A 14,635-nucleotide genomic window follows, 5' to 3' on the forward strand; every position below is an offset into this window, starting at 1 on the left:
CTCAGACCGTTAAATCATTTTCTGACTTTATATCAATAGCTTCTTGTAAGAGCCTTTGAAGAACAGCCGCAAAGGTTGCAATTACACTTGAAGCAAACATGCTTATTAGTGCTAGCATTATAATACTTGTTATATCTTCACTGCCATAAAATATAGCTATGGATATTATTATTCCTACTACAATTAAGATACTAATTATGATTGCACAGTACTTTATATACTTCAAAGCTCTAACAGATAATTCCGAGAAAGCCATGTTTTTATCAATGTAGGCTAAAAGTTTAAATGCTTGATACAAGGCAACATAAAATGGAATACGCAGTACATACGCATATACTAAAAAAGGATACTGCAAGTAATCCGTCTCGGGATGTGCTGCTGCATCTCTACTTGCTACCTTAAGTACTGCAATGCTAATAAGAAAAATAACGACTTTTAAGAAAATTGTTGAACCTTGTTTAGATTTCATAAAAAGCACCTCTCCTCTTTATTTTCAATTTGATATTAACATGCATATTATCGTTTCTCAATAAATTATTATCATATTTCATTATTTTTTTATTGATAATTCCTTTTATTTTAGATAAAGATAAAAAGCATTCCTCTAACTATCCTAATTTTTATCTCAATTAATCCATTAAATAATCCTATTATGGAATTTCATCACATCGTCATCAAGTTAAAAATTGATTTTTCTTCCAAATGAAAAACGGAACTAGGTTATCATAAATAACTGTAGAGAGATAAAAAATTTGTTTTGGGGGCAATTCAAAACCTTAACTTGATAGGCATGGGGCATACTCCTAGTAAATAGCGTAATAAAAAGGAGATATACATAATAAGTTGTATATCTCCTTTTAAAATCTATTTATTGTTTACATAATTATATTATTTAACTTCTTTCAATCATGTATTAATAATTTATAAAGGTTATCCATATCTCTCCAACCGTAAGCTGTCTCTTGAACATTCAATCTCTCTAAAAACTTTGTATGGACCCGCTCTGGAGAAAACTTTTCATAAAAACCTATTGAAGGATTATTGGATATAACCCAGACTAATACAGAACAAATATCATTTTTCATAAATTCTGACACAAGCGTTTGAAATAATTGTTTTCCGACTTTATATCCTTGGTATTCTTCCAAAAGATAAATTGCGTATAATTCTCCATCACAGTCATATTTTCCTGTTCTTTCGAGCCCACCGTCAATAAATCCTATAATTTCTCCATCTAACGTTTCTGCCACATACCTATATTGATTTCCTACCGCTTGTTTAAAAATGTTTTTCCATTGTTTTTCCCGACTCTCATACGTTGTAGCCTCTATCATTTCATCAGATAGTATTCCTTTATAGGTTGTTTTCCAGCTATCAACATGCACTTTCGTGATTCCTTTTATATCGTTTTCTGTTGCCTTTCTAATTTTTATTCCCATCTTTTCTCCCCCTCTTGTTCCTCATTATATCAAAGGAAAACATACCAACTATATCAATTAAGCAAATCATTTCGTATTTTTCTTTCTTCCCTATATAATTAATCTCCTACGGCAATTCATATCAAAATCATTTGAAAGAAGGAGAAAATAAGATGGTGCGATTTGGAATTATTGGAACCAATACAATTACCACTAGGTTTATTGAAGATTCACGTACATTACCAAATTTTTCACTTACAGCGATATATTCAAGAACAAAAGACAGAGCAACAGAATTTGCAAGCAAATACAATGTAGATACTACTTTTACAGACTTAGAATGCATGGCAAAAAGTGATGTAATTGATGCAGTTTATATCGCAAGTCCAAACTCATTGCATGCGGAGCAGGCCGTTCTCTTTATGAAACATGGCAAACATGTATTATGCGAAAAACCAATCGCTTCTCATACAAAAGAAGTAGAAAAAATGATTCAAACTGCTAAAAAGCATAATGTCGTTTTAATGGAAGCGTTAAAATCCACGCTTGTTCCAAACTTCCAAACCATTCAAGATAATATACATAAGATCGGAAAAGTTAGACGTTATTTTGCGAGTTTCTGCCAATATTCTTCTCGTTATGATGCTTATAAGGAAGGAAAGATTCTAAATGCTTTTAATCCTTCCTTTTCAAACGGCGCATTGATGGATATTGGAGTGTATTGCATTTATCCAATGGTTGTATTATTTGGAGCACCATCTCATGTACAAGCAAATGCCTACCTTCTAGATTCTGGTGTAGATGGAGAAGGTAGCCTTTTATTAAAATATGCTGAGATGGATGCGGTCATTATGTACTCAAAAATAACAAATTCATACGTGCCTTCTGAAATTCAAGGTGAGAACGGTAGCATAATTATCGATAAAATTAGCTCACCTACAAAAGTTGAAATTCGTTATAGAGACGGTCGTGTTGAAGATATTACAAAATTGCAATCAAATAATACAATGTCCTATGAAACACAAGAATTTATTAGATTGATTCAGCAAAATCAATTAGAATCCACTGTAAACTCTCATACTGCTTCTATGATTACAATGAAGATTATGGAAGAAGCTAGAAAACAGATTGGCCTTGTATTTCCAGCTGATTTAAGAAAATAGTACATATACTTAAAAAGGGGGGATTTTTCATCCCCCCTCTTCATTTTAATTATGAGATTAACTTTCATCCAATAGTTTTTAGTTCTTCACCAAAACCTTCAACTCTTCCTCATATTCTGAAAGTGCCTCATCTAAAATTGCTAACCCATCATCAATCTGATCTCTATTTATAGAAAGCGGTGGAATCATTCGAATTACTTCACTTGCATTTCCACAGAAATAAAACAATACGCCTTTTTTCAATGCGATATCTAATATTTTAAACAATCCTTCACCATTAGGTGTACCTGTTTCTGGATTGATAATTTCAATTCCAATCATTAACCCAACTGCTCGAATACTTCCAATCATAGAATGTTTTTGTTTTAAGTCATACAACTTCTGAACTGCATACCCCCCCATTTCTTTGGCATTTTCAATCAACTGTTCCTCTTTCATTACTTCAAGCGTTGCTAATGCCGCTGCACATGCAATTGGATTTCCTCCAAAAGTCGTACCATGCGTTCCTAAAGGCCACTGTTGCATCAACTCTTTTGAAGCAACTGTCGCACTCAGAGGTAATCCTGACGCAATTCCTTTTGCGATTGCCATAATATCCGGTGTTACTCCAAATGTTTGTGCCGCAAACCATTCCCCTGTACGACCAAAACCTGTTTGTACTTCATCAAAGATTAATAGAATACCATGCTGATTACAAATTTCACGAATTTTCTTTAACCATCCTGTTGGCGGAACAACATATCCGCCTTCTCCTAATACAGGTTCTACAATCACACATGCAACTTCTTCTGGTGTAACTTGATGGTTAAACAACATTTCAAAGTCCTTTTCTAGTTTTTCCACACAATGTTGCTCTGGATCAACCCCTTCTGGACAATTTTTTATATTCGCATATGGAATTTGATACGTTAGCCCATTAGGTTGCATAAACTTACGATATTTACTTTTTGAAGTTGTTACACTTAATGATCCCATTGATCTCCCATGAAAACATCCTAAAAAAGAAACAACATAAGGTCTTTTCGTCACATATTTTGCTAACTTAATTGCTCCTTCAATCGCTTCTGTACCACTATTGGCAAAGAAGAAACAATCTAGCTTAGGTGGTAATACCGTACTGAGTTCTTCCGCAAGACGTAAAATTGATTCATACATAATCACTCCGGATGGACCATGAGTCAGATTATCAGCACTATCCTTAATTGCTTGTACAACTTTTGGATGACGATGTCCAACATTCGTCGTTGCAATACCTGATGTGAAATCAAGATATTTCTTTCCATCTAGTCCAAAATAGTAACATCCCTCTTCTTTCACAACCGGTAAATTGGGATGATCTTTTGCCATACTTGGTGCTAGTAATTGTGGCATTCTTTCAATTAAATGGTTCCAGTTTGTAGTCATTTTGAATTCCTCCTTATAATTGTGCATCATTTTCGCATCTTGTATAAAAATCATTGATTCATTTGTTTATGCATCTATATCTACATTGGTATGCTGTTCTTTCCACTCCTCATACTTTTCAAATTCCGGAGACGTTAAATATGAAATGATGACAATTGATAAGATACTACACGTCATTCCATATAAAATTGGATCTGTAGCTGAAAGTCCTTGTACAATTAAGCCCCCTACTGTTACGGTTGCACTTAAAATAATCGAATAAAAGGCAGCTTTATCTGTTACACGTTTCCAAAACAATCCTAAAATAATCGGAAAGAATACTGAACCAGATAAAATTGCATATGCAACATCTAATGCTACAATAACGTCCTGAATCCAAATAGCACTAACTATCACAAATATTCCGATAATTAAAGTCACGATTCTCGACATTCGAATCATCGCTTTTTCACTCAATTCCTTAGATGAAGTGCCTTTTATGATGTCATTTACTATCAATGTTGAAGATGCTAATAATGTCGCCGAAGCTGTCGACATTAGAGCTGAAACAACACTTGCAACGACAATCCCTAATAAGCCTGCTGGCAAAATTGTAATTGCCATTGTTATAAACGCACTTTGTGGATCACTTAAATTCGGGAAAACTACAGCCGCACACATACCAATTACACTGATTGCAACCGCATACAAAAGACAATATACCCCAGCACCAATCGTTCCTTTTTTCGCAATTCCGACAGTCTTTGCCGTGAAAATTCGTTGCCATATGTCTTGCCCAATTAGTACTCCCAAACAATATAAAAGAAAGTACGAAAAAATCTTATCTCCGCCAATATTAGCGATTTCAAAATATCCATGTGGTAATTTTTCTTGAAGAACAGCCCATCCTCCGGCCTTCTGTAAACTAAGCGGCAACATAATTGCAAATACTCCAATTGTCATTACAAGAAACTGAAATATATCAGTCATCGTTACAGACCACATTCCGCCAAGTAGTGTATACATAACAACCACACTACCCCCTAATAACATACAAAATTTAATATCCCATTCCAGTAGTACATTCAATATCGTTCCCATTCCAATTACTTGCGTGACAGTGATCATCGTTACGTATATAAAAGTAATCAATGAAGTAATCAATCTTGTTTGCGAATTAAAACGTAACCCTAGTAATTCACTGATTGTAATAATTTTAAATCTCGATACTTTTTTCACTAAAAATATTCCTAATAAAATAATTCCGATACCAATCATCGTAACAAGCCATATCCCTGAAATACCAAATTCATATCCTAACCTTGCTGTTCCGATTGTAGATGCCCCGCCAAGAATTACTGCTGCTAAACAAGCAAGATACATTACTAAGCCTAGACTACGACCAGCAACCATAAAATCTTCAGATGTTTTTGCTTTCCTTGCCCCTACGAAACCAATACTGATAATAATTATAAAATAACCCACCATTAGCAATATATCTACTGTATTCATAACATCCTCCTTTTCAATTCATATTATTTTAGTCTTACTACATTACGCCGTTTTTGCATCGCTACAAGAGTAATCATTTCATATGCAATACTTGATGCAGCAATTGCCGTAATTTCTCCACTATCATACGCAGGCAACACTTCTACTAAATCAAAACCAACGATATGTAATCCATCTAACCCTTGCATAAGTTCAACTGCTTCAATCGTTGTAGGCCCTCCAATTTCAGGCGTTCCCGTTCCAGGTGCATATGCAGGATCTATAAAATCAATATCAAATGAAACAAAAGTTACTGCATCCTTTACTCGTTCATGGATTCTCCGTAACACTTCTGCATATCCTATTTTCCGCACTTCTCTCATTGGAATAACTTCAAAACCCAAGCTTCTTGCATCTTCTATATCATTTGGCCCATACAAAGGACCACGCATTCCTATTTGAATAGAATGATCGACGTTAATGAGCCCTTCTTCGACCGCCCGTCGAAATGGAGTTCCATGCATATATTTTTCTCCGTAATAATGATCCCACGTATCACTATGAGAATCAAAATGAACAAGAGCTATGGGCCCAAATTGTTTTGCGAACGCTCTTAAATTTCCTAATGAAATAGAATGATCCCCACCTAATATAATAGGTACAATCCCTTTTTCTAATACAGGTGTTAAGCCTTCCACAATATTGTCATATGTACGATGGATATTACCAGGTACAATATCTAAATCCCCATAATCTACACCTGAACAATACTCAAAAATATCAATCGCTTGATCTGGATTATATGGGCGTAATAAACTTGAAAAATTCCGGATATGATTCGGTCCTAAACGAGCTCCTACACGATACGACTGCGCAGTATCAAAAGGGATTCCCAATACTGCAAAATCTACATTTTCAGTCGTATTTTTTTGTTCTAATCTCATAAACGTTTTCACTCCACAAAAACGAGGCGACATAGCAGAATCTTTTGGTTTATACATCTTCTCACTCCTATAAACTATTTTTCTGTCACTTTAAATAAAATAATTCTTACATTAATGGGATATTCTTTACCTCATACTAATAAAGGGTACTTATCAATTTATCCCCTACTTATTTTTCTTTTGCTAAATCTTAAAGCATTGAAAATAAGTATTTATATAGAAGGCAATGTTCCCTCCTCCTTTATATCGTTTATTAATGCAACTATCATGCCAAGTTCAAAAACAAGAAAAAGATGGAGGAAAATACTTCATCCATCTTCTCACAATTTATATCGTCAATTTCCCCCGCATTAACGGGCAGTAAGCCCCACTGATTAAAGTTTCACTTTATTCTATACTTCTTCAGCTTTCTTACTACAGAAGGCTGACTTATCGCTAGGTTTTCTGCTATTTTCACAGTCGTCTTATATTTTTTCTTAGCATCCAGTAACACCTGTTTCTCTACCATTTCTAGTATTTCCGTAAGAGTTTGAGACGAGTTTATAACGAATTCATCACTAGAATTAGATTTATAGTAATCTGGTATATTTTCAATGGTAATTAACTTGGAATGCGATGTAATTACGAGCCGTTCTATTATATTCATTAACTCTCTTATATTACCTTTCCACTTTTGTTGTAATAAAATTTGTATAACTGCTTGATCTAATTCCCTCTCTCTTTTATATTGGGTACAGAATTTATTCAAAAATAAATATATCAAATTCATAATATCTTTAGGTCGCTCACGTAGTGGAGGAATCAAAATTGGCACAACAACTAAACGAAAGTATAAATCTTGTCTAAATTCTTTATTCACTACCAACTCTTCTAAATCACGATTTGTCGCGACAATAAGACGAAAATCCGCCTTTTTAAGCTTTGTTCCACCAACTCGATAAAATTGTCTTTCTTCAATTAACTTAAGAAGTTTTACTTGTTGGTCAAGTGAAAGCTCCCCTACTTCATCAAGAAACAAAGTTCCCCCGTGAGCTAGTTCTGCAAATCCAAGTTTCCCATTTTTTTTTGCTCCTGTAAAAGATCCTGCTTCATACCCAAAGAATTCAGCCTCAAATAAAGACTCAGGTATAGCACCACAATTTACTTCAATAAAAGGTCCATATTTTCTTGGGCTCTTATCATGAATATAACGAGCAATAGCCGTTTTTCCTACTCCTGATTCTCCAAGCAGAACTGTATTTACATCCACTTCTGAAACTTGATGTACTGTCCCCATTGCTTTATACATTGCAGGGTCATCAGCAATTAACCCTACTGATGTAATTTTTTCACGCAATGCTAGTTGAGCTTCCTCTTTCACACGCTCCAGTTCCTCTTGCATATGATCTAAATATTTTTGAATTTCTATCAAATCCGAAACATCATAAGAATAACTTACAACCCGATACACTTCTCCTTCCTCGTCAAATAAAGGTATACCTGTTACTAACAATTTATTTCCTGTCTTTGTAAGCTGAACAACTGTAATTTTCTCTTTTTTTTGTATAATTAATGGCGTTACAATAGGCGTAATGATACCCGTTCGTTCCAATTCATAAATAGAAGCACCAATTAAACTTTCATACTCAATTCCATATCTATCAGCAGTAAATTGTGTCGCTTTTAAAATCGTACCATTTACATCTGTTATAATCAGATCATCCATTAAAGATTCCAATATCGTTTCTGTTTCAGAAATAAATTCTGTATATAACAAATCTTTCACCATCCTATAAACATAGAAAATTCCGTCTATTTATTAATGAATAGTTTATTTGATTTTGTATAGAGATGTAAAGCATAAAATATGCCTCTCATTATTTTTTCTATGACTTCATACAACAAGAAAAACCCTCCAATTTCAATTACATAACTGGAGGATTTTTTATAATGCGTACTTTATCTACTTTCAACTTCAACCGAAACAATATGATCAATTTCTTTTAATGAACTATATAATTCAGTTGTATATAAATCTTCAGGTGCCAATATAACCATTTCTAATTGCTGAGATTCACTGTCAATGTCTTTAATTTTCACGCGCTTCACTTGCATGTTTAAGTTTTTAATTTGTTTAAAAATACCATCTAATTCTCGATGCTCTTTTACGATAATTTTAATTGCCAAATCCTTTTGTCTTAGAGAATAAGGGCCAGCAATCTTAACAAGATGTGGCAGTACATTAATAGCCAATATAATTAAAATCATCGCAACTGTTGCTTGAATATAAAAACCTGCCCCAATTGCAATCCCTAAAGCAGATGCTGCCCAAACCATCGATGCCGTTGTTAATCCTGAAATCACATCATTATTTCTTCTTAAAATTACACCCGCTCCAAGGAAACCAACGCCACTCACAATTTGAGCTGCTAAACGCATCGGGTCCATATTTGTATGTCCGGGTGAAGAGTAAACATTCACCGATTCAATTGAAACCATTGTAATTAAACAACTCGCTACAGAAATGACCATACTTGTTTTCACACCAAGTGGTTTATTCTTTAGCTGCCTATCTATTCCTATAAATAAACCTAGAAAGAGTGCCAAACCTAATTTGAGTAAAAATTCATATGTCATTTTTCATTCTCCTTACTTATATGATGTTCAACATTTCTGTTCTTAAACATCATTTTTTCCTTTAAATATTAAACTATAACTCTTTTAGCACTTCAATTCCAGTCTTTTCTATCCCAGAAGTCAAAAAGTCGAAAAACATAGAAATAAATGTTTTTCGACTTTTTTAGTCTTATTTTACTTAAATCTTTTCAATCTAACACTTTTTTTACAACCAAACTTGCTTAAAGTGACGTATTACTTATATTAGAAAATATAATGTACTTTATTTTTGTTCCTTAACCTTAATTTTTGCTTCTTTATAGAATGCTAGTTTTCCTTCGTTATACTCCTTTGTATATCCATTAAACTTCTCTTTTTCTTTTTTCATTTCTTCTGTTAATTTATTTACTTCTTTCACTTTCTCACTAATTTCTTTTAACTTTGTTTCTTTTACTTTTAATTTCGCATAAAGCTCTTTTTCAATCGCCATTGATTTCACATAACTTTCGTTCATTTTTTGAAAAGCATCATAACGATTTTTATAAGCTTCTTCTACTTTTTTCGCTTGTTTTTGTATTTTTTTATCTTCAATTTTCTCTACATTACTTTGAACTGATTTCGTTTCTTTTTGTGCTTTTTCTAATGCCTCTTTTTCATTTTTTAATAATTTTTCACGCTCATCCACATTTGAAACTGCTTGATCTAGTTTTTGTGCAACCGCCTCATTATGCTCTTTTCCTTCTGTTATAATTTGAGTATATAGTTCTTGGCCCTGTTTTTCCAACACCTCTAATTTTTTCGCATCTTCAAACAACGACTTCTCTTGTTTAGCTGCATTTTCAAATGCAACAAATAAATTTTCTTCTGGTTTTTCACCAAAACAGCCTGATAATAGTCCTACTGATATTGCTCCAACTAATGCTACTTTTTTATAATTCAACTTCTTTTCCCCCTATGTTACATACGTTTATCATGCCAAAAATTCAATGGGAAGTGATCCCCTTCATGATACGCTTCAAACTCATAACCTTTTTCTTTTAACCCTTTTATAATTGCTGGTACTGCTGCAACAGATTGCGGATGAATATCATGCATTAAGATAACTTCTTTAGGATTCGTTGCACCTGTCAGTACATTTTGAACAATTTTTGCTGAAGCAGCATCAACAGGCATTTTATTGTATTTCCAATCTAAAGAGTCAATCGTCCAATCCCAAACTTTAAAGCCACCTTCTACTACTTTATTACGAAGCGCTTCATTTAAACCAGGCATAGAACCGTATGGAGGACGTGTTAATTTCGGAGATTCTCCAATAATATTTGCTATTAATCCTTGATCCTCTTTCATCTCATTCACATACTCGCCACTTGTATACAATTTTTTAAAATCATGTGTCATACTATGCATACCTACATAATGACCTTCTGCTTTCTCACGTTTTACTAAATCTGAAAACTGTTTTACATTTGCACCAATTAAGAAAAATGTTGCTTTCGCATCATTTTGTTTTAATATATCTAGCAGTTCAGCCGTATATTTCCCTGGCCCATCATCAAATGTAAGATACGCCACTTTTCTCACTTGACCATTAAATTGAGTTGGTACTGTTTTATTCATCTCCACTTGTGGCTGCTCGCTTGTAAGTTGTACTGCATTCACTTGATTTGCTACTGCTCTAGCTGGTGACGTAATGGATTGAAACATAAAATACCCAACTGCGATTGCAATAATAGCCACGATTGTAACTATTATGCTTTTTACATTAAATACATTCCCCATTCTATGAAATTCCTTTCTTTCTATTATTCTTATATAAGTCTTCCATGCATAGCATATATATCTATTTTATTATATATGTAAACATTTTTAAATAACTACAATGGTATTTTAATCTATTTAATACATATATTACGAATCAAAAAAGGTTGGCTAGGCGCCAACCTTTTACAATTAGTTTCGAACCGCTTTTGGCGTAATACCTAGATGTTCATTCAACTTTTTAGAGATATCTTGCACATTTTTTTCATTTGGAATGTAGTAATAAATCCCACCCATACGTTTATCCGTACCTTCTACTTGAATTTTCTCCATTTGCAAATCAGTTCCGGCCATATTTCTTGTAATGGACAGCATATCATCAAATGTTAAGTTTGTTTTCATATTGCGATCAACTGCATCTAACAGAGAACCTAATTTACTAATCGATTGAACAGACATTGCTTTTTTCGCAATCGCTTCAATAACAAGCTGTTGTCTTTGACCACGCATTGCATCGCTATCAATCTTACGTGTTCTCGCCAACGCTAGAGCTTGCTCTCCATTTAGATGTTGATAACCTTTTTCTAAATGAATCATACCTGCTTGGTCTTTACTATCTTGTTCTGTGAATGTAACTGGTACATCAATATCAATGCCACCAAGTGAATCTACAATTTTCACGAAAGAATCAAAGTTAAATTTCACATAGTAGTCCACTGGAACATTTAAAAATCTTTCTACTGTGTTCCGTGTACTTTCAACTCCGCCGAATACGTGGGCATGTGTAATCTTATCCTGTTTCTTTTTTGATGGAATATACACGCGTGAATCACGCGGAATACTTACTAATTTTACTGATTTATCATCTTTATTAATTGTCGCTAATAGTAGTGCATCCGTACGAACAGCTTCTCCATATTGCCCTTTTCGAATATCACTTCCATCAACACCCATAATTAAAACCGAAATATTATCTTTTAACGGTTCAACCTCTTTATCACGTTTAGTCGATTTTTCGATTTGTGCATATGCATCACTTACAACCGCTTTTGCTTTATTATATAACAACGAACCATATCCTACTCCTCCAAAGATGAGCAGTAAAAATGGAATCAAAATGAACCATTTCACAGATTTTCTTTTAGAACGTTTCTTTTTACTTCTTGTGTTTTGTTCTAGTTCAGAGCCCATGTTTATTCTCCTCTCTTTCTCTTTTCCTAGTATACTCCATGTTTATCAATCTTCATATTGAATTTCATTTCATTCACCTTACATTTTTGTAAGGTTTCGTTGTAAAGAAGTAAAATCAATATGTATTTCATTTCACATTATACTCTCGTGTTTTATTTTAACAAGATGTCAAATAACATTTTCAAAAAATTTACAATTACGTTTTCAACACCTGTCCAAAAAGACCGCCAGTTAGAACTTTCATTACATAACGAGCGGAATTTTTCTACATTTATATTTTACTTTTCATTCACTTCAGGTTTATAAATCATTTTCTTACCTTCATCAAAAATAACAGCCGATTTTGCTGGTACTTTTGTATCTTCTGTTTTCACATCTTGATCAGAGAAGTTTACAATTACTTTTATGTCCTTTCCATAGGAAGCTGTTTGCACAAGCTTGTCTTTTGAAAGATATGCAAAGTTCGTCATCTCTTCTTTTACTGCTTTTTTATGGAATGCTTCCCATATTTTTAAATGATGCGTAATTTTATTTTTATGCTTCTTCCATTCGACTTCATCTAAGTGATATAAAGGCGGAACGTTATATAATAGTTCATATAACATACGATTTCCGACTTCATCTTTTACCTTCAAGCTACCCCATTCCCAATGATGAGTTGTAATGACAGAGTCATTGTACACTAATTTATATAAAGGTAGTGAATACATGGGATTTAAATATACTTGCTTATATTCTTCTTTCACTGGTACTTGTTTTGCGTACTTTTCTGGAACGTTTTGATTGGGTGACCAGTAACCTCCAACATAATATGTGCTTGTCTTATTCTTTCTCATATCCTCATCGGCCCATTTAATAACAGGCGTTTCAATACCATGTGCAAAAGCAATCACTTGACTCGCAAAATCATTTCCACCTTCAGAACCAACGACCATGCCTTTTTCTTTCGCAATATAATCCATCCGTGCTAAACGTGCTTTTAAATCTTCTTCTTGTGTTGTGATATGTTTTGGAGAATAATCGTCGTAAATTTCCCCTGTGGCATCACAATCAATAAACCATGAATTAAATGAGGTACCATTATTTAATATACCATTGACACGTTCTTTCACACTAGGTAAGGATAATGTCGGATTTAATTTACGACCTCTCCCTAAAAACCCTTGTATTTTCTCACCATTTTTTTTTGCAACTGTTGCATCTTCAAATAGTGAAGGGTCTTTAAAAGAAGCTGTATTCCAATTTTTATCGCCTTTTTCATGAATCGAATGATAAGAATCATATGGACCAACTAAGTATCCCATTTTCTCAGCTTGCTTCACAAATTCTGGTTGAATGAATCCTTGCTTCCAATTTGGCAGTCCAATCCACGCATGATCAATACCAGCTTCATTCATCTCTTTTAAAACATCCGTACCATCTGCACTCCCCCATTTCTCAACATCCTCAACTGCGTCACCAAGTGCCGATTTTAATAAATGTTTATTTAAGCTATATAATTCCGTTTCAGTTAAGTGATCTACGCCTTTTTTCAATAATCGATTTGTTTCATCATCAATTTTTGGAAAAATATCTTCTTTATAAAACTCCTTCATCCCTAACACTTCATTTATATAACGCAAAACAACATTTTTTTGATACTTATCAATAAAATCCTGCTTATGAATTTGATCAAATACATGTAATTCGCCAGGCTCTTTACTATATTTTTGAATTAGTTCTTTTATCCATCCAAATATAGGACTATTGATTTGTTGTCTTAATTTTGGCCAATCTACATTACTTTGGGCTAAAGCATTTTGATTCCAAAAATAAAAATGCGCTGCGCCGTATAATTTTTCAACCTCTTTATTTTGTTTTGCTTTCTCTTGTAATGTTTTAAATTCACCTTTCTCTACAATATTCTTCTTATATAATTTCGCAATATTTACTGCATCATTATCCGTCACATACACTTGAAAACCGTACGATTTATTTTTGTTGATATTCGGAAATTCATGAGTAAAATCAAATCCAATTTTCGGATCAGAATGGAATTTCACTTCGTTATTAAACATATTGTTTGCAACAAATACCGTGGAATATTTCGAACCATTTAACGCAAAGAATTTCATTGAAAATGACTCCGCAAATGAATATGTTTCATCCTTTAAAAATCCCTTCCAATTCTCATCATTGCTCGGAATATATTTCCCTTCCCATAAAGGAAGTGTATAATTCTCAGCTTGTACTTTTGGCCAAGTAAAGCTTTCTGCACCCGTAGATTTAATCTCAATATTTACATGATCTTTTTTCTTTTCTAAATTCACTTTCATCTTCTGATCTGGATATTCCCACGATGTGTGTGTACCATCCTTTTTCAATTTTGATACTTTCATTTTCGGCAAAGGCTGTGATACTTGTTCCTTCACCCCATCATGCTCCACTGTTAAAGCAAACGTTTCTGGATTCACCTCATACGTAAAATCTTTATATGTTACTTTTTTTGTTTTGAATTCGTGTGAAACATTTTTTTGTTTCCAATCGCATCCAGTCAAAGCCGTAATTGTCATTGTTGTAAGAAGACATAGTATCATCATTTTTTTCATCTTCTGCACCTCCACCACTGAATATACAGGTGGTTTGTTACAGGAATGTGGCAATACGAAATGATAAAGAAATCATTATAAAAAGCTCCAATATTCCAATGAGC

At 33.6% G+C, this 14,635-nt stretch carries 12 protein-coding genes; 1 reads left to right on the forward strand and 11 read right to left on the reverse strand.

Going from position 1 to position 14,635, the window contains the following annotated elements:
• Position 1 precedes the first annotated feature (1 nt).
• A complete protein-coding gene (locus KFD70_RS15335) occupies positions 2–469 on the reverse strand; it encodes a DUF2975 domain-containing protein (RefSeq protein ID WP_336453543.1) in 468 nt (155 codons plus the stop codon).
• Between the two features lie 433 nt (positions 470–902).
• Positions 903–1,439: a GNAT family N-acetyltransferase gene (locus tag KFD70_RS15340; RefSeq protein ID WP_336453544.1), complete on the reverse strand. Its 537-nt coding sequence runs from the start codon at positions 1,437–1,439 to the stop codon at positions 903–905.
• Positions 1,440–1,591: 152 nt separating this feature from the next.
• Here KFD70_RS15340 and KFD70_RS15345 point away from each other — a divergent pair, with 152 nt between their 5' ends.
• A complete protein-coding gene (locus tag KFD70_RS15345; RefSeq protein ID WP_336453545.1) occupies positions 1,592–2,581 on the forward strand; it encodes a Gfo/Idh/MocA family protein in 990 nt (329 codons plus the stop codon).
• A 78-nt stretch (positions 2,582–2,659) separates the two neighbouring features.
• Here KFD70_RS15345 and KFD70_RS15350 read toward each other — a convergent pair whose 3' ends face one another.
• The 9 genes from KFD70_RS15350 to KFD70_RS15390 form a co-directional block, all read right to left on the reverse strand.
• Positions 2,660–3,985, reverse strand: coding sequence for an aspartate aminotransferase family protein (locus tag KFD70_RS15350; protein ID WP_336453546.1), 1,326 nt, complete (start codon positions 3,983–3,985; stop codon positions 2,660–2,662).
• 66 nt (positions 3,986–4,051) lie between these two features.
• Positions 4,052–5,476, reverse strand: coding sequence for a sodium:solute symporter family protein (locus KFD70_RS15355; RefSeq protein ID WP_336453547.1), 1,425 nt, complete (start codon positions 5,474–5,476; stop codon positions 4,052–4,054).
• Positions 5,477–5,499: 23 nt separating this feature from the next.
• Positions 5,500–6,456 (reverse strand): agmatinase, encoded by a 957-nt coding sequence (speB, locus tag KFD70_RS15360; protein ID WP_336453548.1) that lies wholly within the window; start codon positions 6,454–6,456, stop codon positions 5,500–5,502.
• Positions 6,457–6,781: 325 nt separating this feature from the next.
• On the reverse strand, positions 6,782–8,155 hold the full coding sequence (locus tag KFD70_RS15365; RefSeq protein ID WP_336453549.1) for a sigma-54 interaction domain-containing protein: 1,374 nt from the start codon (positions 8,153–8,155) through the stop codon (positions 6,782–6,784).
• 182 nt (positions 8,156–8,337) lie between these two features.
• On the reverse strand, positions 8,338–9,015 hold the full coding sequence (locus KFD70_RS15370; protein WP_336453550.1) for an MgtC/SapB family protein: 678 nt from the start codon (positions 9,013–9,015) through the stop codon (positions 8,338–8,340).
• 262 nt (positions 9,016–9,277) lie between these two features.
• Entirely contained in the window at positions 9,278–9,934 is a 657-nt protein-coding gene (locus tag KFD70_RS15375; protein ID WP_336453551.1) for a YkyA family protein, read from the reverse strand.
• A gap of 17 nt (positions 9,935–9,951) precedes the next feature.
• Complete coding sequence (locus KFD70_RS15380) at positions 9,952–10,773, reverse strand: peptidoglycan-N-acetylglucosamine deacetylase (RefSeq protein WP_336453552.1); 822 nt, start codon at positions 10,771–10,773, stop codon at positions 9,952–9,954.
• 171 nt (positions 10,774–10,944) lie between these two features.
• Positions 10,945–11,943 carry an LCP family protein gene (locus tag KFD70_RS15385; protein WP_336453553.1) on the reverse strand — a complete coding sequence of 333 codons (999 nt, stop codon included), beginning with the start codon at positions 11,941–11,943 and terminating at the stop codon, positions 10,945–10,947.
• Positions 11,944–12,221: 278 nt separating this feature from the next.
• Positions 12,222–14,531 (reverse strand): glycoside hydrolase, encoded by a 2,310-nt coding sequence (locus KFD70_RS15390; RefSeq protein WP_336453554.1) that lies wholly within the window; start codon positions 14,529–14,531, stop codon positions 12,222–12,224.
• Positions 14,532–14,635 lie beyond the last annotated feature (104 nt).

The organism is Bacillus pfraonensis, from assembly GCF_050768835.1.
GTDB lineage: Bacteria > Bacillota > Bacilli > Bacillales > Bacillaceae_G > Bacillus_A > Bacillus_A pfraonensis.